We start from the raw sequence: 22,020 nt of genomic DNA, 5'->3' as shown, positions 1-22,020 counted from the left end.
CCGTCGGTTATGAGACCGGGCGGCGGTTCAGCCGGCCGGCGGTCGCTCCTGACAGGGTCGGATTATAACAAGGTGCGCCTGGCGCTGCAGCGCAGCATCGACGCTGTCGTCAAAAATTCACAAGCGCGCAACAACCTGCTTTGCGGTCGATGACGGCGGGCCAGGCGGTCAGCGGGTCGGCACCGGGCCGTTTTCGTGGCGATAGTCGTAGAAGCCACGGCCGACTTTGCGGCCGACCCAGCCGGCTTCCACATACTTCACCAGCAGCGGACAGGGGCGATACTTGGAGTCCGCCAGCCCCTCGTGCAGCACCTGCATGATCGACAGGCAGGTATCCAGCCCGATGAAGTCGGCCAGTTGCAACGGCCCCATGGGGTGGTTGGCGCCCAGCTTCATGGCGGTGTCGATGGCCTCGACCGAGCCGACGCCCTCATAGAGCGTGTAGATCGCCTCGTTGATCATCGGCAACAGGATGCGGTTGACGATGAAGCCGGGGAAGTCTTCGGCGCTGGCGCTGTCCTTGCCCAGACGGTCGGTGAACGCGCGGGCGATCTTGTAGGTCTCTTCCGAGGTGGCGATGCCCCGGATCAGTTCGACCAGCTTCATCACCGGCACCGGGTTCATGAAGTGCATGCCGATGAACTTTTCCGGCCGGTCGGTGGACGACGCCAGCCGGGTGATCGGGATCGACGAGGTGTTGGTGGCGATGATCGCCTCGGCGCCCAGATGCGGGCACAATTCGCGCAGGATCGCCTTCTTGAGCTCTTCTTTCTCCGACGCCGCCTCGATCACCAGATCGGCGCCGTCGAACAGGGCCATGGTGCTGCCGACCCGGAGCCGGCCCATGGCGTCGCGAAACGCCTGGTCGGTGATCTTCTCCTTGCGCACCTGGCGGTCCATGTTGGCGCGGATGGTGTCGAGCCCGGCCTCGGCGCGGGCGTCGTCCACATCGGTCATGACCACGTCATAGCCCGCCAGGGCCGCCACATGGGCGATACCGTTGCCCATCTGACCGGCGCCGATCACTCCGATTTTCTGGACCATGTGCTCGCTCTTTCCCTTCTGAACGCTCGACAATCCGACCGGCGACGGGCGGTCAAAAAAGCCCCGCGCCAGGACGGCGCGGGGCTTGACGGATCAACGGCCGGTCAGCCGATCTGCTTCTCCAACTCGGGCACGGCCTCGAACAGGTCGGCCACCAAGCCATAGTCGGCGACCTGGAAGATCGGCGCCTCTTCGTCCTTGTTGATGGCGACGATGATCTTCGAGTCCTTCATCCCGGCCAGGTGCTGGATGGCGCCCGAGATGCCCACGGCGATGTAGAGCTTGGGCGCCACGATCTTGCCGGTCTGGCCCACCTGATAGTCGTTGGGCACGAAGCCCGCGTCGACGGCGGCGCGGCTGGCGCCCACGGCGGCCCCGAGCTTGTCGGCCAGGCGTTCGATGATCTCGAAATTCTCCGCCGAGCCGAGCGCGCGGCCGCCGGAGATGATCACGTCGGCCGACGACAGGTCGGGCCGGTCCGATTCGTTGAGCTCCTGGCTGATGAAGCTCGACAGCGCCGGCGCGTCGACCTTGGCCACCGGCTCGACCGCCGCGCTGCCGCCCTCGCCCGGCGCTTTGTCGAACGAGGTCGGGCGGATCGTCACCACCTTCTTGGCGTCGCTGCTCTTGACCGTGGCGATGGCGTTGCCGGCGTAGATCGGCCGCTTGAAGGTGTTGGCGTCGACGATCTCGACCGCTTCGGACACCTGCGCCACGTCGAGGGCGGCGGCGACCCGCGGCATGAAGTTCTTGCCCATGGTCCCGGCCGGCGTGACCAACTGGTCGTAGCCGTCGGCGAGCGAGATCACCAGCGCCGACAGCGCCTCGGCCAGGCCGTGGTCATAGGCCGGGTCGTCGGCCAGCAGCACCTTGGCAACGCCGGCGATCTTGGCCGCCTGATCGGCCACCGGCGCGCAGCCCGAACCGGCCACCAGCACATGCACATCGCCGCCGAACGCCTGCGCGGCGGTCACCGCACTCAGGGTGGCGTCCTTCAACTCGTCATTGGTGTTTTCGGCAATAACCAGAACGGCCATCTCAAAGGGCTCCCTTTTCCTTCAGCGCGGCCACAAGGTCCGACACGCTCTCGACCATCACGCCGGCCTGCCGCTCGGGCGGCTCCTCGACCCGTTCGGTGCTCAGCCGCGGGGTCATGTCGACGCCGTAATCGGCCGGCGTCTTCATGGCGATTTCCTTCTTCTTCGCCTTCATGATGTTGGGCAGCGAAGCATAGCGCGGCTCGTTCAGGCGCAGGTCGGCGGTGACCACCGCCGGCATCTTGAGCTGGATGGTCTCCAGCCCGCCGTCGATCTCGCGGGTCACGTCGACCGTGCCGTCGCCGGGCGTCACCTTGGAGGCGAAAGTGCCCTGCGACCAGCCGAGCAGTTGCGCGAGCATCTGGCCGGTCTGGCTGCAATCGTCGTCGATCGCCTGCTTGCCCAGCACCACCAGATCGGGGTTTTCCTCGGCCGCGATGGCCTTGAGCAGCTTGGCAACCGCCAAGGGCTCGGTCTCGGCGTCATACTCCACCAAGATGCCCCGGTCGCCACCCATGGCGAGGCCGGTGCGGATGGTCTCTTGGGCCTGCTTCGGGCCGATCGAGACCACCACCACTTCCGTGGCGGTGCCCGCTTCCTTCAGACGCACGGCTTCTTCCACCGCGATTTCGTCGAAGGGGTTCATGCTCATCTTGACGTTGGCGAGTTCGACGCCCGAATTGTCCGCCTTGACGCGGACCTTGACGTTATAGTCGACAACCCGTTTTACCGGGACCAGCACCTTCATAGGCGAGACGCTCCTATCCTTTGTCATGGACGGTGGCAGGCCGGCGGCGGGGTGCCCAGCGGCTGCCGCAAGGTCTTGAGACCGGACGCCAAGGCGTAAGCCATCGCCCCGGCCAAGTCAACGCGACCCGCACCGAGCCCAAACGCCCGCGTCAAGGCCGAAACGCCCGCCGCAGGCGCTTTGGCGCAGACCAAGCGGTCAACCCGCCAAGACGCTGAACGCGATGAAGGCGAGCAACAGCGCGATGGCCTGGAAAGCCACGCGCAATTGCATCAGCTTGTTCTGACGTTTGGGATTATCGGGGTCGTTGCTGCGCGCCATGTTGAGCACGCCGATGAACACCACGACAAGCGCGGCGAACATGGCGATCAGGATCAGCGGGGTCAGTATTGCATTCATAAAATATCTTATAGTTGAGCCGCCGTGCCATGCCTACCCCCCGCCGATCGCCCGGCCCCCACCGCCCGGCCGGGACCGGCGCGGCGAGCCAGGGCTTGGGGAGCGGCCTGGGCAGAGGCTGGACCAGGGATCGCCCGCGGCGAGGGCCGGCGCGCCCTATTGCGACAACAGGCGCGAGGCGATCACATTGGCCTGGATTTCGGCCGCGCCCTCGAACACGTTCAAGATGCGCGCGTCGCACAGCACCCGGCTGATCGGGTATTCAAGCGCGTAGCCGTTGCCGCCGTGGATCTGCACCGCATTGTCGGCGGTAGCCCAGGCGACGCGCGCGGCGAGCAGCTTGGCCATGCCCGCTTCCAGGTCGCAGCGGCGGCCCGAATCCTTCTCGCGCGCGGCGGCATAGGTCAGTTGGCGCGCCATCATGATCTCGACCGCCGCCATCACCAGCTTCATCCACACACGCGGGAAGCGTTGCAGCGGCTTGCCGAACTGCACCCGGTCGCGGGCATAGGTGAGGCCCAGTTCGAGCGCGTTCTGCGCCACGCCCACGGCGCGCGCGGCGGTCTGGATGCGCGCCGATTCGAACGTCGCCATCAATTGCTTGAAGCCCTTGCCCTCCTCGGCGCCGAGCAGATTGTCGGCCGGCACGGCGAAGTCGTCGAACGCCAGTTCATATTCCTTCATGCCGCGATAGCCGAGCACCTCGATCTCGCCGCCGGTCATGCCCGGCGCCGGGAACGGCTCGGCGTCGGTGCCGCGCGGCTTTTCGGCCAGGAACATGGACAGGCCCTTATAGCCGGGCTCGTCGGGGTTGGTGCGGGCGAGCAGGGTCATCACGTCGGCGCGCGCGGCGTGGGTGATCCAGGTCTTGTTGCCGGTCACCTTGTAGGTATCGCCGTCGCGCACCGCGCGGGTCTTGAGCGAGCCCAGGTCCGAGCCGGTATTGGGTTCGGTGAACACCGCCGTGGGCAGGATCTCGCCCGAGGCGATGCCGGGCAGCCAGCGCCGCTTCTGGTCCTCGGTCCCGCCGAGCAGGATCAACTCGGCAGCGATCTCGGCGCGGGTGCCAAGCGAGCCCAGGCCGATATAGCCGCGGCTCAGTTCTTCCGAGACCACACACATGGCCGCCTTGCCCATGGCCGCGCCGCCGAACTCTTCGGGAATGGTCAGGCCGAAGATGCCCATCTCGGCCAGCGACCCGATCACGTCGAGCGGGATCAGATCGTCCTTCAGGTGCCATTCATGGGCCTGGGGCGCCAGATCGTCGGCCATGCGGCGAAACTGGTCGCGCACCATGTCGAGCGTCTCGTCGAGGCCGAGCGCGCCGAAATGGCCGCTGTCGAGCGCGCCGTCGAGTTGCCTGGCCAGCCGCGCGCGGGTTTCCGCCGCCGTGCCGTCCTGGATCAGCGCGTGCACCGCCGGCGCGTCGAGGGCTGCCAGCCCCTTATGGTCGACGCCCAGATCGGCGGGGCGGACGATCTCGTTCTGGCTGATCGGCAGGCCGCCGCGCAGTTGCGCCAGATACTCGCCGAAGCCCACTTCCAGAATCAGCGCTTCGAGGTCGCCCAACTGGCCGGCCTCGTCGCAGCGCCGCGCCCAATCCAACGTCTCGCCAAGGGTCTGCACATAGGTGGCGACCCAGGCGAGGCCGTGGGCGGCGATTTGCTCCTGCTCCATGAGCGCGCGGTCGGGCCGGCCCTCGCGCACCACCTTGGCGGTCACACCGGCCTTGGCGGCGGCCAGAAAGGTCTGAGCGGCGACCAGCGCGGCGTCGCAGCGGTCGAGCAGGTCGGCTCGGGCGTCGGTCATGGTCAGCATGGGCAATCTCCTGGACAAGAATGACGGCCGCAAAGCCGGCCGGGCCGCAAGACTTTAATTCGCGACGGTGCCGCGATCCGATCAGCCTGCGCAAGCGGGACCGATCGCCGCAAGCCCGCCAAAGGTCGGGGCCGGGGCGATGGCCGCACCGGCCCCCGCGAGGTTCCGCGAGGTGCCGGCTGCCTCCAACCGCCGGCCCTGACCACCGGCAACCGGCAAACCGTCAACCGCGATCCCGTGGCCGCCCGATCAGCGGCGGCCGGCCTCGACCACATCTTCGAGCGTGCGCAGACCCGGCTGCCGGGCCGAGACCAGCACGCCCATGTTACCCGGCTTGTGCTTGTTCTGGCGCATCAGTTCGTGGGCGCGCGGGATGTCTTCCCAGGCGAACACCTCGGACATGCACGGGTCGATGCGCCGTTCGATGACCAGTTGGTTGGCTTGGGCCGCCTGCTTCAGGTGCGCGAAGTGGCTGCCCTGGATACGCTTCTGGCGCATCCACACGAACCGGGCGTCGAAGGTCAGGTTGAAGCCCGTGGTGCCGGCGCAGAACACCACCATGCCGCCGCGCTTGACCACGAAGCAGCTGACCGGGAAGGTCACCTCGCCCGGGTGCTCGAACACCACGTCCACGTCGTTGCCCTTGCCGGTGATCGCCCAGATCGCCTTGCCGAACTCGCGGACCTTTTTCATATAGGCGCCATAGGCCTCGACCTCGCCGACCGGCGGCAGCTGGCCCCAGCAATCGAAATCCTTGCGGTTGATCACGCCCTTGGCGCCCAGCGACAACACATAGTCGCGCTTGGATTCGTCGGAGATCACGCCGATGGCGTTGGCGCCGGCGGTGGCGATCAACTGGATCGCCATCGAGCCCAGGCCGCCCGACGCGCCCCAGACCAGCACGTTCTGGCCCGGACGCAGGATGTGCGGCCGGTGCCCGAACAGCATCCGATAGGCGGTCGCCAGGGTCAGCGTATAGCAGGCCGACTCTTCCCAACTCAGGTGGCGCGGGCGCGGCATCAACTGGCGCGACTGCACCTTGCAGAACTGCGAGAACGAGCCGTCGGGCGTCTCATAGCCCCAGATGCGCTGGCTCGGCGAGAACATCGGGTCGCCGCCATTGCATTCCTCGTCGTCGCCATCGTCCTGGTTGCAGTGGACGACCACCTCGTCGCCGACCTTGAAGCGCTTGACCCGGCTGCCCACCGCCCAGACGACGCCCGAACAGTCCGAGCCCACGATGGCGTAGTCGGCCCCATGGGTCTTGAACACCGACACCGGCTGACCCAGGCACGCCCAGACGCCGTTGTAATTGACCCCGGCGGCCATCACCAGGATCAGCACCTCGTCGGGTTCGAGCGTCGGCACGTCGACCACTTCGGTCTGCATGGCGGTTTCGGGCGGCCCGTGCCGGTCGGGCCGGATCACCCAGCCATACATCTTCCCGGGCACATGGCCCAACGGCGGAATCTCGCCAATCTCGTAGAGATCCTTTTTCGGCAGATCGGCCGTGGTCGAAGAAGCTGCAGCCAACTCAGACGCCATGCTGAAATAATATGTCGTTTAAGACATATCCCCTTGTTTCAATTCCGCCTCACCAACTTGTGCGCTGCGAAAATTTGTATAGGCTCTCTAAAGCGAGGGCAACCCATGCTAGGCGCTCGCCGAGCCGATGAGCGACCCCAATGGCGCTCCCTCCGGGTCCCATCATGGCGTCCCCGGGAACCGCCCGGCAAGCCATGACCGGCGGCCGCAGCGATCGCCGGCGGCCGTCTTTGGTCGGACTTGCCCAACGGCTCGACGGCCTGGAAACTCGTGCCCCAGCCTGCCGTGGCGAGGGGCAAGTTGACCCTGGGGGCGACCGCCGGGGCGCCGCTGGTCAGGAGAGGCAGCCAGAGCGGCCCGCTGCGACAGAAGAGCGGCCCGCCGCGACAGAGACGTGACATTGGTGATATCAACGTGTGCGCGATAAGGGCGTGACGTGACAGGAGACGAGCGTATGACCGACCAGGCGACCCCCGAGGCCAGCAGCGCGCCCGCTGAGCGCCCAGAGCGCGACCGGCCATGGCTGATCCGCACCTATTCGGGCCATTCCTCGGCCGCCGCATCGAACGCGCTTTACCGGACCAATCTGGCCAAGGGGCAGACCGGGCTGTCGGTGGCCTTCGACCTGCCGACCCAGACCGGCTATGACAGCGACCATCCGCTCGCCAAGGGCGAGGTCGGCAAGGTCGGCGTGCCGGTCAACCATCTCGGCGACATGCGCGCGCTGTTCGACCAGATCCCGCTCGACCAGATGAACACCTCGATGACCATCAACGCCACCGCGCCGTGGCTGTTGGCACTCTATATCGCGCTCGCCGAGGAACAGGGCGCCGACCCGTCCAAGCTGATGGGCACGGTGCAGAACGATATCATCAAGGAATATCTGTCGCGCGGCACCTATATGTTCCCGCCCGAGCCGAGCCTGCGCCTGATCGGCGACGTGGTCGCCTACACGGTCAACCACATGCCCAAGTGGAACCCGACCAATGTGTGCAGCTACCACCTGCAAGAGGCCGGCGCGACGCCCGAACAGGAACTGGCCTTTGCGCTGGCCACCGCGTGCGCGGTGCTCGACACCGTCAAGGCGCAGGGCCAGGTGGCCGAGGCCGACTTCGCGCGCGTGGTCGGGCGGATCAGCTTCTTCGTCAATGCCGGCATCCGCTTCGTCACCGAATTGTGCAAGATGCGCGCCTTCACCGAGCTGTGGGACGAGATCTGCCGCACCCGCTACGGCGTCGAGGACCCCAAGTTCCGCCGCTTCCGCTATGGCGTGCAGGTCAACTCGTTGGGCCTGACCGAGCAGCAGCCCGAAAACAATGTCTATCGCATCCTGATCGAGATGCTGGCGGTGGTGCTGTCCAAGAAGGCGCGCGCCCGGGCGGTGCAATTGCCGGCCTGGAACGAAGCGTTGGGCCTGCCGCGGCCGTGGGACCAGCAATGGTCGCTGCGCCTGCAACAGATCATGGCGCAGGAGACCGACCTGTTGGAATATGGCGACCTGTTCGACGGCTCGCCGGTGGTCCAGGCCAAGGTGGACGACTTGAAAGACAAGGCGCGCGCCGAATTGGCGCGCATCGACGCCATGGGCGGCGCGGTCGCCGCCATCGACAACGCCTATATGAAGCGCAAGCTGGTGGAATCGAACGGTGTCCGAACCGTTGGCATCGAATCGGGCGAGCAGGTGGTGATCGGCGTCAACGCCTATACCGAGACCGAGCCGAGCCCGCTGACCACCGGCGACGGCGACGGCATCTTGAAGGTCGACGAACGGGTCGAGGCCGAGCAGATCGCCGCGCTCAACGCCTGGCGCGACGGCCGCGACCAGGCCGCCGTCGACGCCGCCCTGGCCGAGCTCGACGCCGCGGCGCGCGACGGCGGCAACATCATGGGCCCGTCGATCGCGCTCGCCAAGGCCGGCGGCACCACCGGCGAGTGGGGCGAGACCCTGCGCCGGGTGTTCGGCGACTATCGCGCGCCCACCGGCGTCGGCACCGCCATGCGCGACAGCGCCGCCGACCTGGCCGAGGTGCGCGCACAGGTGGACGCGGTGTCCGAGCGGCTCGGCCGGCGGCTGAAGTTCCTGGTCGGCAAGCCGGGGCTCGACGGCCATTCCAACGGCGCCGAACAGATCGCCGCGCGGGCGCGCGACAGCGGCATGGAGGTGGTCTATGAGGGCATCCGCCTGACCCCGGCCGAGATCGTCAACGCTGCGGTCGAAGAAGGCGTGCACGTGATCGGCCTGTCGATCCTGTCGGGCAGCCATGTGGCGCTGGTGCGCGACGTGATGGAGCGGCTGGCCAAGGCGGGCATCGCCGAGGTGCCGGTGGTGGTCGGCGGCATCATCCCGCCCGCCGACGCCGAAACGCTCAAGGCCGCCGGCGTGGCGGAGGTCTACACCCCCAAGGACTTCCAGATCACCCGCATCATGGCCGAGATCGCCGCCCTGGTGGACGCCCGCGCCGCCGCCTGAGCGCTGGCCCCGGCCTGCCGGTGCGGCGACCGGCCCCGAGCGGATGGACGAGGCCCCGTCCGCCCGCCCCTCAACCGCCCCGTCCCCGGCGCCGGTTGCCTGGTGCCCCGCGCCTGTCGGTTGGCGGGGCGGTATGATCGGACGGACGGAAAAACGCCCGCCTAGCCCCCTTGTCCTTGCGAACGCAGCGACGTCATTCAGTCGCCGCCGCCCCTCGGCGCGGGGCCCCAAGCCCGGGCCGCGCCGCGGCCGCGGACACACATGCCCGGTCGCTCGGACGCCCCCGGGACAGGCCGCCACCGCCCATCCGGGCGTGAACGACGCGCGCGCAAGCCAGCCGTGACCGGCGTAGCGCCTAAGGCGATCCATCGAGCCCCAACGCCGACCGCCGGGCGCATCACCGGACGAAACCGCCCGAAAGTCCCCCGCCCCAAGTCGGACGGGGCGTCGGCAGAGCCTGCGCCAACCTCCGATGGACAGAAAAAAGCGCTTCTGGATCAAAGTGTTATTGTCCACATAACGATATAAAGATTTCTTTATGCTTGTTGTCGCAGGGGCATCTTGTTATGACCCGAGCCAATTCGACGCGGCATCCGGCTCGGATCGCCTCGCTGGTCCCTCGATAAACAGGAGACTTTTCGTGAGCCTCAAAGATTATATGTTCACCAGTGAATCGGTATCTGAAGGTCACCCCGACAAGGTCTCGGACCGTATTTCCGACGCCGTGCTGGACACCTATCTGGAAGCCGATCCCACATCGAAGGTCGCCTGCGAAACCCTGGTAACCACCAACCGCATCGTGTTGGCCGGCGAGGTGCGCGGTCCCAAGCAGATCACCCACGACACGCTCGAACAGGTGGCGCGCGAAGCGGTCAAGGACATCGGCTACGAACAAGACGGCTTCCACTGGCAGAAGTCGGCGTTCGACTGCTATCTGCACGAACAATCGGCCGACATCGCCATGGGCGTGGAAGAAGGCCAGGGCGCGTTCGAGGAAGAGGGCGCCGGCGACCAGGGCATTATGTTCGGCTTCGCCACCAATGAGACCGACGCGCTGATGCCCGCGCCGATCCAGTTCAGCCACGAAATCCTCAAGTCGATGGCCAAGAGCCGCAAGTCGGGCGCCGAGCCGATGCTCGAACCCGACGCCAAGAGCCAGGTGACGCTGGAGTACAAGGACGGCAAGCCGGTACGCGCCACCACCGTTGTCGTCTCCACCCAGCACAAGGAAGGCGTCGATCAGAAGGACCTGCGCGAGATCGTCCGTCGACATGTGGAAGGCGTGCTGCCCGAGGGCTGGATGCCGCCCGAAGACGAATTCTACGTCAATCCCACCGGCCAGTTCATCATTGGCGGCCCCGACGGCGACGCCGGGCTGACCGGGCGCAAGATCATCGTCGATACCTATGGCGGCGCGGCTCCGCACGGCGGCGGTGCGTTCTCGGGCAAGGACCCCTCCAAGGTCGACCGTTCGGCCGCCTATGCGGCGCGCTACTTGGCGAAGAACGTGGTCGCCGCCGGCCTCGCCGAGCGCTGCACCATCCAACTCAGCTACGCTATCGGCGTCGCCAAGCCGCTGTCGGTCTATGTCAACACCGACGGTACCGGCCGGGCGAAGGAAGCCAAGATCGCCCAGGCGCTGCGCGACCTGGTCAACCTGTCGCCGCGCGGCATTCGCGAACATCTGCAACTGGCCCGGCCGATCTATGCCCGCACCGCGGCCTATGGCCATTTCGGCCGCACCCCCGACGCCGATGGCGGTTTCAGCTGGGAGCGCACCGATCTGGTGGACGAACTGAAGAAGCTGCTGTAAGCGCCGGGTCGTTCCGATCCATTGGGCGGGGGCCGCGTCGGGACACCGGCGCGGCCCCTCGTCGTCTCAAACGGGGCCGCCATGACCGACCCAAGCCGACCCACCGACGCGGACACGGACGCCGACCGCCCCGACCCGCTGCGCCGTTTCTTCGGCCGCCGACGCGGCCCGCGCCTGTCGCCGCGCAAGCAGGCGCTGATCGACACCCTGCTGCCCCGACTGCGCGTCGGCCTACCCGACCCGGCCGACCCGGCGTCGGCCGCCGGTGCCGATGGGCTCGACCCGGCGCGGCTGTTCGACCGACCGATCGACGACCTGTGGCTGGAAATCGGCTTCGGCAAGGGCGAGCATCTGGCCTGGCAGGCGGGCGAGAACCCGCGCATCGGCTTCATCGGCTGCGAGCCCTATCAGAACGGCCTGGCCGCCCTGCTCGACCGGATCGACGCCGACGGGCTCGCCAATGTCCGGGTCTATGACGACGACGCGCGCGATGTGATCGACGCCCTGCCCGACGCCAGCGTCGGCCGCATCTTCCTGTTGCAGCCCGACCCGTGGCCCAAGGCCCGCCACGCCCGGCGCCGGCTGGTCAACCCCGAGCCGCTCGACGCCATGGCGCGCATCCTGCGCCCCGGCGGCGAGTTGCGCCTGTCCACCGACGACCCCATCTACAAGGCCTGGATGGCGGTGCAGATCGCCCAGCGCAGCGATTTTCGCTGGACCGCCGAGCGCCCGGCCGACTGGCGCCGACCCAGCGCCGACTGGCCGATCACCCGCTATGCCAGCAAGGCCGAGCGCGAAGGCCGCACGCCGGTGTTCTTCCGTCTGGTGCGCACCGACAGCCCGACCTGAGCGCCGCGCACCCCGGGGCCGGGCCACGCAAAGCTTGCATCGGCCAGCGATTTGCCTTACCTAAAAGGTCCAGACGCAAGCTGATTGCGAGTGGGTCCAGCCTTGGGCCCGCTCTTTTCGTATTTGACATGCTTCATAGTGCAGGGATCGCGATGACCGCGTCCGACGACCGTAGCGATATCCGCCGCCTGATCGAACCCACGGCTGAGGCTCTGGGCTTTGAACTGGTGCGCGTGACCTTCACCGGCGGCGGCAGCCCGGTGCTGCAGATCATGGCCGAGCGCGCCGACGGCACCATGTCCGTCGACGATTGCGCCACGCTCAGCCGCGAGGTATCGACGCTGTTGGATGTGGAAGATCCGATCCCGGGCGAGTACAATCTCGAAGTGTCGTCGCCGGGCATCGACCGGCCGTTGACCCGGCCCAAGGATTTCGAACGCTGGGCCGGCTTCGACGCCAAGGTCGAGTTGGATACCCCGCGCGACGACGGTCAGCGCCGCTTCAAGGGGCGGCTGCGCGGGCTTGAGGCGGCCGAGGTGCTGCTGGACGTGGGCGCGGAGACCCTCCGCCTGCCGCTCGCCCATGTGGCCAAGGCCAAACTGATCTTGACCGATGACCTGATTGCGGCGGTTACCGCCGGGCAGCCCGATGGCCCGACGCCGCCCAACGGCCCGTCCAGAGGGGAATGAGACGATGTCGACGGTGAGTGCCAACCGGCTGGAACTGTTGCAGATCGCCGACGCCGTGGCGCGCGAGAAGCTGATCGACCGGGACCTGGTCCTGGGCGCCATGGAAGACGCGATCCAGAAGGCCGCGCGCTCGCGCTACGGCCCCGAGCACGAAATCCGCGCCCAGATCGACCGCAAGAACGGCGACATCCGCCTGTTCCGGGTCATGGAGGTGGTCGAAACCGTCGAGGACCCGGCGACCCAGATCGGCCTGAAAGACGCCAAGGTGGAAAAGCCCGACGCCCAGATCGGCGACTTTCTCGCCGACAGCCTGCCGCCGCTCGATTTCGGCCGCATCGCCGCCCAGACCGCCAAGCAGGTGATCGTCCAGAAGGTGCGCGATGCCGAGCGCGAGCGCCAGTACAACGAATACAAGGACCGGGTCGGCGAAATCGTCACCGGGGTCATCAAACGCCTGGAATACGGCAATGTGATCATCGACCTGGGCCGCGCCGAGGCGATCATGCGCCGCGACCAGGTGATCCCGCGCGAGCATCTGCGCCAGTCCGACCGCATCCGCGGCTTCATCTATGACGTGCGCCGGGAAACCCGCGGCCCGCAGATCTTCATGAGCCGGACCAAGCCCGAGTTCATGAGCCAGCTGTTCGGCCAGGAAGTGCCCGAAATCTACGACGGCATCATCGAGATCCGCGCGGTCGCGCGCGATCCGGGCAGCCGCGCCAAGATCGCCGTGATCTCCAACGACTCGTCGATCGACCCGGTGGGTGCGTGCGTCGGCATGCGCGGCAGCCGCGTCCAGGCGGTGGTCAGCGAGTTGCAGGGCGAAAAGATCGACATCATCCCCTGGTCGCCCGAGGCCGCCACCTTCGTGGTCAACGCCCTGGCGCCCGCCGAGGTCACCAAGGTGGTGCTCGACGAGGAAGCCGGCCGCATCGAGGTGGTGGTGCCCGACGACCAGTTGTCGCTGGCGATCGGCCGGCGCGGTCAGAATGTGCGCCTGGCCAGCCAACTGACCGGCTGGACCATCGACATCATGACCGAGGCCGAGGAATCCGAACGCCGCCAGAAAGAGTTCGAGGAGCAGACCAAGTACCTCATCGAAGCGCTGGACGTGGACGAGACCCTGGCTCAGTTGCTGGTCGCCGAAAACTTCACCGACCTTGAAGAGGTCGCCTATGTGGACCTCGACGAATTGCTGACCATCGGCGGCTTCGACGAGGACCTGGCGCAGGAGCTGCAACGCCGCGCCCAGGAAGCGATCGAGCGCGAGGAACAGCGACTCGACGACAAGCGTAAGGAACTGGGCGTCGAGGACCCCATCGCCGAGATCGACGGCCTGACCGCGGCCATGCTGGTCAAGCTGGGCGAAGCGGGCGTGCTGACGCTCGAAGACTTCGCCGGCTTCATCGCCGAGGAGTTGATGGGCGACAAGGACGCGCCGCTGCGCGGCATGGGGGTTAGCGAATCCGACGCCACCACCATGATCATGGCGGCCCGCCTCAAGGCCGGCTGGATCACCCCTGAGGACCTGAAAACCGCCGAGAGCGCCGCGGAAGAAGCCGAAGCGGCGATGCGCGCCGCCGGCGTCGACCAGGCCAAGATCGACGAGGTGACCGAAGAGATCGCCGCCGCCGACGCCGCCCGCGCCGAAGCGGAAGCCGGGGCCGAAGCGGAAGTCGGGGCGGACGCCGCGGCGGCCGAGGACGCCGACACGCCCGGCGATACGCTCGGCGACGGAACCGACAAGAAAGCGGACGAAGGGTCCGCCGACTGAGCCGGCGCGCGATGGCCAAATCCTCGCCCAAGCGCCGAGCCGGGGCCCGAGCCGGTGGCAGAGCGCCTGCCGGGTCGCCGCCGCCCCGGGCCAAGGCCCGGCGGCGACCGCACCGGGGCCAGGGCGCGCGCGACGCGGCCGAGGCCGACGGCACCGGCACGGGTGATAAGGCCGCCAACGACACCGGCAAGGGCACGGACGGCGGTGCTGACCGCCCGGCGCGCGCCGCAACGCCCGCGCAAAGGCGCAAGGCGGCGCCCGAGCGACGCGGCATCCTGACCGGTGACACGGCGCCGGCGGAAACCCTGATCCGCTTGGCGCGTGGCCCGGCGGGCGAGATCGTCCCCGACGTGGCGGCCAAGCTGCCCGGGCGCGGATGCTGGCTGGAGCCCGACCGGGCGGCGCTGGAAACCGCGTTGGCCAAGCGGCGCTTTCAGGGCCTGGCAGCGCGCGGCTTCAAGGCGCCGGTGGCGGCCGAGCAGGTGCCGGGCGACCTGGCCGACTGGATCGACCGGCTGCTGGCGCGGCGCTGCCTGGACCGTTTGGGTCTGGAGCGCGGCGCGGGCCATGTGGTCACCGGCTTCGAGAAGGTCGCCGAAGCGCTGCGCCGGGGTCAAACGGCGGTGCTGATCCACGCGGCCGACGCCGCCGCGGATGGCCGCGCCAAGCTCGACCGGCTGGCCGGTGCGGGCGTCACGGTGGTCGACCTGTTCGACCGCCAGGAATTGTCCTTGGCGTTGGGCCGGGGAAATGTGGTACACGCCGCTGTTAATCCTAGCGGCGGCGCGCGAACACTGCTGCTTGATGTCAAGCGGCTAGCCCGGTACCGAGGCATCGAGACCGGACATGCCGGGATTGTTCCCGACGAGAAAGGTTGAATTGAAGCGGCATGAGTGACGAAAAAAAGCTGACACTTTCGGGACGCGGAACGCTCGGCGCCGGTAAGGGCGTGGAGACCGGCAAGGTGCGCCAATCGTTCAGCCACGGCCGGTCGAAGCCCGTGGTGGTCGAACGCAAGCGCAAGCGGACCCTGAAGAAGGGACCGGGCGCCGCCGCGGACGCCGACGCCGCGACCAACGAGCAGGCCGCCCCGCAGAAAACCGGCGAGGCGAAACCCGCGCCGACCGGCGGCGGACGCGGCGGGGCGCAGAAACCGCGCCGGCCCCAGGGCGGCGGACGCGGCGGTCTGACCCAGGCCGAGATCGCGGCGCGCACCGGCGCCCTGCGCCAGGCGCAGGAAGAGGCCGAACGGCGCAAGGTCGAGGAAGAACGCCGCCGGCGTGAAGAAGAGGCGCTGCGCAAGGCGCGCGAGGCCGAGCAGGCCCAGGCTGAACAGGAAGAGGCCGCCGCCGAGACCGAAGCCCGGCGCCGGGCCGAGGAAGCCGCCAAGCAGGCCGCCGAGGACAAGGCTCGCAAGGCCCGCGAGCAGGAAGAGCGGCGCAAGGCCGAAGAGGCCGCCCGGCTCGAACAGGAGAGCGAGGAGGCGCGCAAGCGCACCGAGCGCGCCCGGGCCGCCGCGCGCGCCGCCGGGACGCCCGAGGCCGAGTCGGCCGACAGCGCCGGCGCGCGCAAGAAGAAGGGCGCCAAGGGTGCCGCCGCCAAGAAGGCCGAGGCCGCCAAGGCGTCCAAGGGCCGGGGCGAGGAAAAGCGCCGCAGCGGCAAGCTGACGGTGACCCGCGCGCTCGCCGACGACGACGAACGTCAGCGCTCGGAAGCCGCCGCCAAGCGGCGCGAACGCCGCCGGCGCCAACGCGAAATCGCCGGCGATGGCGACAAGGCCGAGCGCAAGAGCCGCGAGGTGGTGATCCCCGAGGCGATCACCGTCCAGGAACTGGCCCAACGCATGGCCGAAAAAGCCCCTGCCGTCATCAAGGCGCTGATGGGCATGGGCGTCATGGCGACGATCAATCAAACGCTGGACCAGGACACCGCGCAGCTCGTGGTGGAAGAGTTCGGTCACAAGGTGAAGCGCGTGTCGGAAGCGGATGTGGAAGAAGGCCTGATCGGCGACGAGGACGATGCCGGCGATCTGCGCTCGCGCGCGCCGGTGGTCACCGTCATGGGCCATGTGGACCACGGCAAGACCTCGCTGCTCGACGCGCTGCGCAAGACCGACGTGGTCGCCGGCGAGGCCGGTGGCATCACCCAGCATATCGGCGCCTATCAGGTGCAGTTGGGCGACGGCAACAAGATCACCTTCCTGGACACCCCGGGCCACGAAGCGTTCACCCAGATGCGCCAACGCGGCGCCGGCGTGACCGACATCGTGGTGCTGGTGGTCGCCGCCGACGACGGCATCATGCCCCAGACGGTCGAGGCGATTAACCACGCCAAGGCCGCCGAGGTGCCGATCATCGTGGCGATCAACAAGATCGACAAGCCGGGCGCCGATCCGACCCGGGTGCGCAACGAACTGCTGCAACACGAGTTGGTGGTCGAAGCCATGGGCGGCGACATCCAGGATGTGGAAGTGTCGGCCTTGCAGGGCACCAATCTGGACAAGCTGGAAGAGGCCATCCTGCTGCAGTCGGAATTGTTGGAACTCAAGGCCAACCCCGACCGCAACGCCGACGGCGTGGTCATCGAGGCCAAGCTGGAACGCGGTCGCGGTCCGGTGGCCAGCCTGCTGGTCCGGCGCGGCACGCTCAAGGTGGGCGATGTGTTCGTCGCCGGCGCCGAGTGGGGCCGGGTGCGCGCGCTGGTCGACGAGCGCGGCCAGCAACTGAAGAGTGCCGGGCCGGCCCAGCCGGTGGAAGTGTTGGGCTTGCAGGGCACGCCGTCGGCCGGCGACGATTTCGCCGTGGTCGAGAACGAAGCGCGCGCCCGCGAGATTCACGAATACCGCCAGGAAAAGCTGCGCTCGAAGCGCACCACCGCCGCCCCGGCGAGCCTGGAGAGCATGTTCTCGGCGATCCGCGAGAAGCAGGCCACCGAATTCCCGATCGTCGTCAAGGGTGACGTGCAGGGCTCGGTGGAGGCGATCGTGTCGTCGCTGGAGAAGATCGGCAACGAGGATATCCGCGCGCGGGTGCTGCACGCGGCAGTCGGCGGCATCACCGAAAGCGATGTCACCCTTGCAGCGGCATCCGAAGCGATCATCCTGGGCTTCAACGTCCGCGCCAACAAGCAGGCCCGCGACGCCGCCGAACAGAACGGCGTGGCGATCCAATATTATGCCGTCATCTACGACCTGATCGACGACATGCGCGAGTTGATGGCCGGGCAGTTGGCGCCGGAAGTGCGCGAGGAAACCCTGGGCCTGGCCGAGGTGCGCGAGGTGTTCACCGCCGGCAAGCGCGGCCGGGCGGCCGGCTGTCTGGTGCTCGACGGCAAGATGCGGGCCGGCGCCAAGTGCCGGATCCTGCGCGACGATGTGGTGGTCTATGAAGGCGACATCGCCTCGCTGCGCCGCTTCAAGGACGATGTGCGCGAGGTCGAGGCCGGCACCGAATGCGGCCTGATGTTCGCCAACTTCATGGACGTGAAGAAGGGCGACCAGATCGAGTGCTACGTGCAGACCGAGCACGCGCGCCAGCTCTGACCGCCGGCGGGCGGCATGACGCCGCGACCCCGGGCCGCCGAGCGACTTCGGCGGCCCGGTGCCGTTTGCGCGCCCGCCGCGTCGCGTGTGCGGGCCCGCACCCGACGCCCTCGGGCCCCAATGCAAGAGGACAGCCACCGTGGCGGCAAAGAAGACAGCCGGCCCGTCGAAGGGGCCTAGCGTGCGACAGTTGCGCGTCGGCGAAAGCCTACGCCATACCCTGTCGGACATCCTGCGCGGCGAGGACCTGCCCGACCGCGCCATCGATCCGCTGACCCTGACCGTCACCGAGGTCCAAGTCAGCCCCGATCTCAAGAACGCCACCGTGTTCATCGTGCCCTTGGGCGGACGCGGCGAGACGGCGGCGGTCGAAGCGCTCAACCGTCACGCCAAATATCTGCGCGGCCGGCTCGGCCGCCGGGTGGTGCTCAAACATACCCCGGCGCTGCGCTTCGCGCTCGACGACAGCTTCGACGAGGCCGACCAGATCGACCGGGTGCTGCGCTCCGACAAGGTGCGCCGCGACCTCGATCCGGCGCCCGACGACTCAGACGCCGACGCCGCCCCCGACCCAAACGACCAAGAACAGAAGAAGGACTAGCCCCATGGCCCGGCGCCGTCGCGGCAATAAACTCAATGGCTGGATCGTGCTCGACAAGCCCGCCGACATGACCTCGAACGCCGCCCTGGGCGCGGTCAAGCGTCTGGTCAAGCCCCAGAAGGCGGGCTTTGCCGGTACCCTCGACCCGCTCGCCACCGGCATCCTGCCCATCGGCCTGGGCGAAGCCACCAAGGCCATGGCGTTCATCGTCGACAACACCAAGACCTACGACTTCACCATCGCCTGGGGCGAGGCGCGCGACACCCTCGACCGCGACGGCCAGGTCACCGAGACCGGCGGCGCCACGCCCACGGCGCCGGCGATCGAGGCGCATCTGGACGACTTCGTCGGCACCATCGACCAGGTGCCGCCGGCGTTCTCGGCGATCAAGGTGGACGGCCGGCGCGCCTACGACCTGGCGCGCGAGGGCGAGATCGTGGAATTGGAGGCCCGGCCGGTGGAAATCGACAGTCTGGAGCTGGTCGAACACAATGACGTCGAGGGCTGGTCGCGCCTGGAGATGAGCTGCGGCGCCGGCACCTATGTGCGCAGCCTGGCGCGCGATCTGGCCGAGGCCCTGGGCACCCTTGGCCATGTCTCGGCGCTGCGCCGCACCAGCGTCGGCCCGTTCGACGAAAGCCAAGCGATTTCGCTGGAAAAACTGGAGGCGCTCAGCCATAGTGCGCCGCCGGAGGAGATCCCTCTTCCCGTGATGACCGCGCTGGCCGACATCCCGGCACTGGCCGTCACGGAAGGCGAGGCGGATCGTGTGCGCCACGGTCAAGGCCTCCGTCTCCCCACAACGCAGGAAGGGTTGGTCCGGATCGTCCGCGGCGAGGGCCTGATTGCCGTCGCCGAATGTTGGTCCGGAGAAGCCCAGCCCGTGCGTGTGTTCAATCTTTAGCGCCTTAGGAGTTGGCCGATGTCGATTACGCCTGAACGCAAGCAGGAACTGATCAAGCAATATGCCACCAAAGACGGCGACACCGGGTCGCCCGAAGTGCAGGTGGCGGTGCTGACCGAGCGGATCACCAATCTGACCGAACACTTCAAGACCCATAAGGGGGACAACCACTCCCGCCGTGGGCTTCTGAAGCTGGTCAACAAGCGGCGTCGTCTGCTTGATTACCTCAAGCGCAACGACCAGAACCGCTACAGCGCGCTCATCAAGAGCCTGGGCTTGCGTAAATAGTCACTGCCGAAGGCCGGCGCACCCAACGTGCCGGCCTTTTGCTGTTCGGGTAGCCCCTTGCGGCGCCGCCCGGACGAAGCCCACATCATAGGCTTCCGGCTCGTTCCACTTCTTTCGCCGGGGGCACGCCGTATGAGACAGGGGCGGGGCATAGGGTCCCGCCGACGCCGGTGGCAGGGGAGTGGCACACCCACCGGCCATGACAAAGGCATAGCGAAGGCATGTTCGATATCTACCGTAAGACCCTGGAATGGGGTGGTCGCACCCTGACCATCGAGACCGGCCACATCGCCCGTCAGGCCGACGGAGCGGTGCTCGCCACCTATGGCGAAACCGCGGTGCTGTGCACCGTGTGCGCCGCGCGCTCGGTCAAGCCGGGGCAGGACTTCTTCCCGCTGACGGTCAATTATCAGGAAAAGACCTATGCGGCGGGCAAGATCCCGGGCGGTTTCTTCAAGCGCGAAGGCCGGCCGTCGGAAAAAGAGACGCTGACCAGCCGGTTGATCGACCGGCCGATCCGGCCCTTGTTCCCGGCCGATTTCAAGAACGACACCCAGGTGATCTGCACCGTCTTGAGCCACGACATGGAAAACGACCCCGATGTGGTCGCCATGATCGGGGCGTCGGCGGCGCTGACCCTGTCGGGGATCCCGTTCCTCGGCCCGATCGCCGGCGCGCGCGTCGGCTACACGGACGGCCAGTATATCCTCAACCCGACGCTGGCGCAGATGGAAGACACCGCGCTCGACCTGGTGGTCGCCGGCACCCAGCAGGCCGTGCTGATGGTCGAGTCGGAGGCCAAGGAACTGGACGAAGAGACCATGCTCGGCGCGGTCATGTTCGGCCACAAGCAGATGCAGCCGGTGGTCGATGCGATCATCGAACTGGCCGAGGAAGCCGCCAAGGAGCCGTGGGACCTGCCCGAACCGGCCGACCATGGCGCGCTTGAAGCCGAAATCCGCGACCTGGTGCTGGCCGACCTGGAAGCCGCCTATCAGATCACCGAAAAGCAGGCCCGCACCCAGGCGGTGGCGGCCGCCAAGGACAAGATGGTCGCCGCCTTCGAGGGCCGCGACGACATCGAGCCGCTGCTGTTGGCCGACCTGTTCAAGGGCCTGGAAAAGAGCATCGTGCGGGGCAACATCCTGGACGGCAAGCCGCGCATCGACGGCCGCGCGCTCGACCAGGTGCGGCCGATCCTGTCGGAAGTGGAAGTGCTGCCGCGCAGCCACGGCTCGGCGCTGTTCACCCGCGGCGAAACCCAGGCGCTGGTGGTGGTCACCCTCGGCACCGGCGAGGACGAGCAGATCGTCGACGCGCTCAGCGGCAGCTACCGCGAGCACTTCATGCTGCACTACAACTTCCCGCCCTATTCGGTGGGTGAAACCGGCCGGGTCGGCTTTACCGGCCGGCGCGAAATCGGCCACGGCAAGCTCGCCTATCGCGCCATCAAGGGCGTGATGCCGACCCGCGACGCCTTCCCCTACACGATCCGCGTGGTCTCGGAGATCACCGAGAGCAACGGCTCGTCGTCCATGGCCACCGTGTGCGGCACCTCGCTCGCGCTCATGGACGCCGGCGTGCCGATCACCCGGCCGGTCTCGGGCATCGCCATGGGGCTGATCAAGGACGGCGACCGATTCGCCGTGTTGTCGGACATCCTCGGCGACGAGGACCATCTGGGCGACATGGACTTCAAGGTCGCCGGCACCGACGAGGGCATCACCTCGCTGCAGATGGACATCAAGATCACCGGCATCACCGAAGAGATCATGTCCAAGGCGCTGGCCCAGGCCAAGGGCGGGCGCGACCACATCATGGGCGAGATGGGCCGGGCGATTTCCGACAGCCGCACCGAAATGTCGCGCTACGCTCCGCGCATCGAGACGATCAGCATCCCGACCGAGAAGATCCGCGAAGTGATCGGCACCGGCGGCAAGGTGATCCGCGAGATCGTCGAGACCACCGGCGCCAAGGTGGACATCGAGGACGACGGCACCATCAAGATCGCGTCGGCCGACGGCGACAAGATCGAGGCGGCCAAGAAGTGGATCACCGGCATCGTCGCCGAGCCCGAGATCGGCCACATCTACGACGGCAAGGTGGTCCGCATCATGGACTTCGGCGCCTTCGTCAACTTCATCGGCAGCCGCGACGGCCTGGTCCACATCTCGGAACTGACCGAGGACCGGGTCAACAAGGTCACCGACGTGGTCAATGAAGGCGACATGGTGAAGGTCAAGGTGCTCGACGTGGACGACCGCGGTAAGGTGCGCCTGTCCATGCGCCTCGTGAACCAGGAAACCGGTGAAGAACTGGAAGACACCCGCCCGGCCAAGAAGCCCGGCGGCGGTCGGAAGGGCTGAGCCAGATCATGACCGGCGCGGCAGGATGCCACAGGGTGACTGCCGCGCCGTGTCGTCACGGTGACGGGGCGGGGTTGCTTGTCTGGGCAATGCCGCCCATGTCATATCTATCGAACACGGACTATTTCAGTCCT

The 22,020-nt window shown here is 67.6% G+C and carries 17 protein-coding genes; 11 read left to right on the top strand and 6 right to left on the bottom strand.

The window, feature by feature from the left end:
• Nucleotides 1–168: 168 nt before the first annotated feature.
• The 6 genes from EV659_RS06815 to ccrA form a co-directional block, all read right to left on the bottom strand.
• Nucleotides 169–1,044 carry a 3-hydroxybutyryl-CoA dehydrogenase gene (locus EV659_RS06815; protein WP_132708123.1) on the bottom strand — a complete coding sequence of 292 codons (876 nt, stop codon included), beginning with the start codon at nucleotides 1,042–1,044 and terminating at the stop codon, nucleotides 169–171.
• A gap of 104 nt (nucleotides 1,045–1,148) precedes the next feature.
• Nucleotides 1,149–2,081 carry an electron transfer flavoprotein subunit alpha/FixB family protein gene (locus EV659_RS06810; RefSeq protein ID WP_132708122.1) on the bottom strand — a complete coding sequence of 311 codons (933 nt, stop codon included), beginning with the start codon at nucleotides 2,079–2,081 and terminating at the stop codon, nucleotides 1,149–1,151.
• A gap of 1 nt (nucleotide 2,082) precedes the next feature.
• Nucleotides 2,083–2,829 (bottom strand): electron transfer flavoprotein subunit beta/FixA family protein, encoded by a 747-nt coding sequence (locus EV659_RS06805; RefSeq protein WP_132708121.1) that lies wholly within the window; start codon nucleotides 2,827–2,829, stop codon nucleotides 2,083–2,085.
• Between the two features lie 198 nt (nucleotides 2,830–3,027).
• On the bottom strand, nucleotides 3,028–3,228 hold the full coding sequence (locus tag EV659_RS06800; RefSeq protein ID WP_200287849.1) for a twin transmembrane helix small protein: 201 nt from the start codon (nucleotides 3,226–3,228) through the stop codon (nucleotides 3,028–3,030).
• Nucleotides 3,229–3,384: 156 nt separating this feature from the next.
• Nucleotides 3,385–5,037, bottom strand: a complete 1,653-nt coding sequence (locus EV659_RS06795) for an acyl-CoA dehydrogenase family protein (protein WP_132708305.1) — start codon at nucleotides 5,035–5,037, stop codon at nucleotides 3,385–3,387.
• 258 nt (nucleotides 5,038–5,295) lie between these two features.
• Nucleotides 5,296–6,579, bottom strand: coding sequence for a crotonyl-CoA carboxylase/reductase (gene ccrA, locus EV659_RS06790; protein ID WP_200288141.1), 1,284 nt, complete (start codon nucleotides 6,577–6,579; stop codon nucleotides 5,296–5,298).
• Nucleotides 6,580–7,045: 466 nt separating this feature from the next.
• Between ccrA and EV659_RS06785 the strand changes: the two genes are divergently transcribed.
• From EV659_RS06785 to pnp, 11 genes are all read left to right on the top strand, one after another.
• Nucleotides 7,046–9,061, top strand: coding sequence for a protein meaA (locus EV659_RS06785; RefSeq protein WP_132708119.1), 2,016 nt, complete (start codon nucleotides 7,046–7,048; stop codon nucleotides 9,059–9,061).
• A gap of 640 nt (nucleotides 9,062–9,701) precedes the next feature.
• Entirely contained in the window at nucleotides 9,702–10,874 is a 1,173-nt protein-coding gene (metK, locus tag EV659_RS06780) for a methionine adenosyltransferase (RefSeq protein ID WP_132708118.1), read from the top strand.
• 81 nt (nucleotides 10,875–10,955) lie between these two features.
• On the top strand, nucleotides 10,956–11,723 hold the full coding sequence (gene trmB, locus EV659_RS06775) for a tRNA (guanine(46)-N(7))-methyltransferase TrmB (RefSeq protein ID WP_132708117.1): 768 nt from the start codon (nucleotides 10,956–10,958) through the stop codon (nucleotides 11,721–11,723).
• A 152-nt stretch (nucleotides 11,724–11,875) separates the two neighbouring features.
• Nucleotides 11,876–12,412 carry a ribosome maturation factor RimP gene (gene rimP, locus EV659_RS06770; protein ID WP_132708116.1) on the top strand — a complete coding sequence of 179 codons (537 nt, stop codon included), beginning with the start codon at nucleotides 11,876–11,878 and terminating at the stop codon, nucleotides 12,410–12,412.
• A gap of 4 nt (nucleotides 12,413–12,416) precedes the next feature.
• Nucleotides 12,417–14,186 carry a transcription termination factor NusA gene (nusA, locus tag EV659_RS06765; RefSeq protein WP_132708115.1) on the top strand — a complete coding sequence of 590 codons (1,770 nt, stop codon included), beginning with the start codon at nucleotides 12,417–12,419 and terminating at the stop codon, nucleotides 14,184–14,186.
• Between the two features lie 11 nt (nucleotides 14,187–14,197).
• A complete protein-coding gene (locus EV659_RS06760) occupies nucleotides 14,198–15,064 on the top strand; it encodes an RNA-binding protein (RefSeq protein ID WP_132708114.1) in 867 nt (288 codons plus the stop codon).
• A gap of 11 nt (nucleotides 15,065–15,075) precedes the next feature.
• Entirely contained in the window at nucleotides 15,076–17,727 is a 2,652-nt protein-coding gene (gene infB, locus EV659_RS06755) for a translation initiation factor IF-2 (protein ID WP_132708113.1), read from the top strand.
• Between the two features lie 181 nt (nucleotides 17,728–17,908).
• A complete protein-coding gene (gene rbfA, locus EV659_RS06750; protein WP_200287915.1) occupies nucleotides 17,909–18,328 on the top strand; it encodes a 30S ribosome-binding factor RbfA in 420 nt (139 codons plus the stop codon).
• Between the two features lie 4 nt (nucleotides 18,329–18,332).
• Nucleotides 18,333–19,232, top strand: coding sequence for a tRNA pseudouridine(55) synthase TruB (gene truB / locus EV659_RS06745; protein WP_132708111.1), 900 nt, complete (start codon nucleotides 18,333–18,335; stop codon nucleotides 19,230–19,232).
• Between the two features lie 18 nt (nucleotides 19,233–19,250).
• A complete protein-coding gene (gene rpsO / locus EV659_RS06740) occupies nucleotides 19,251–19,520 on the top strand; it encodes a 30S ribosomal protein S15 (protein ID WP_132708110.1) in 270 nt (89 codons plus the stop codon).
• Nucleotides 19,521–19,741: 221 nt separating this feature from the next.
• A complete protein-coding gene (pnp, locus tag EV659_RS06735) occupies nucleotides 19,742–21,886 on the top strand; it encodes a polyribonucleotide nucleotidyltransferase (protein ID WP_132708109.1) in 2,145 nt (714 codons plus the stop codon).
• The last annotated feature ends 134 nt before the right edge of the window (nucleotides 21,887–22,020 follow it).

Source organism: Rhodothalassium salexigens DSM 2132, from assembly GCF_004341375.1.
Classification (GTDB): Bacteria; Pseudomonadota; Alphaproteobacteria; order Sphingomonadales; family Rhodothalassiaceae; genus Rhodothalassium; species Rhodothalassium salexigens.
The sequence above is the reverse complement of the archived record's forward strand: the minus strand, read 5'-3'. Positions and strand labels throughout refer to the sequence as shown.

Coding starts and splice junctions, on each gene's coding strand:
- EV659_RS06815 (WP_132708123.1), bottom strand. CDS start 1,044: ATGGTCCAGAAAATCGGAGTGATCGGCGCCGGTCAGATGGGCAACGGT.
- EV659_RS06810 (WP_132708122.1), bottom strand. CDS start 2,081: ATGGCCGTTCTGGTTATTGCCGAAAACACCAATGACGAGTTGAAGGAC.
- EV659_RS06805 (WP_132708121.1), bottom strand. CDS start 2,829: ATGAAGGTGCTGGTCCCGGTAAAACGGGTTGTCGACTATAACGTCAAG.
- EV659_RS06800 (WP_200287849.1), bottom strand. CDS start 3,228: ATGAATGCAATACTGACCCCGCTGATCCTGATCGCCATGTTCGCCGCG.
- EV659_RS06795 (WP_132708305.1), bottom strand. CDS start 5,037: ATGACCGACGCCCGAGCCGACCTGCTCGACCGCTGCGACGCCGCGCTG.
- EV659_RS06785 (WP_132708119.1), top strand. CDS start 7,046: ATGACCGACCAGGCGACCCCCGAGGCCAGCAGCGCGCCCGCTGAGCGC.
- trmB (WP_132708117.1), top strand. CDS start 10,956: ATGACCGACCCAAGCCGACCCACCGACGCGGACACGGACGCCGACCGC.
- rimP (WP_132708116.1), top strand. CDS start 11,876: ATGACCGCGTCCGACGACCGTAGCGATATCCGCCGCCTGATCGAACCC.
- nusA (WP_132708115.1), top strand. CDS start 12,417: ATGTCGACGGTGAGTGCCAACCGGCTGGAACTGTTGCAGATCGCCGAC.
- EV659_RS06760 (WP_132708114.1), top strand. CDS start 14,198: ATGGCCAAATCCTCGCCCAAGCGCCGAGCCGGGGCCCGAGCCGGTGGC.
- infB (WP_132708113.1), top strand. CDS start 15,076: ATGAGTGACGAAAAAAAGCTGACACTTTCGGGACGCGGAACGCTCGGC.
- truB (WP_132708111.1), top strand. CDS start 18,333: ATGGCCCGGCGCCGTCGCGGCAATAAACTCAATGGCTGGATCGTGCTC.
- rpsO (WP_132708110.1), top strand. CDS start 19,251: ATGTCGATTACGCCTGAACGCAAGCAGGAACTGATCAAGCAATATGCC.
- pnp (WP_132708109.1), top strand. CDS start 19,742: ATGTTCGATATCTACCGTAAGACCCTGGAATGGGGTGGTCGCACCCTG.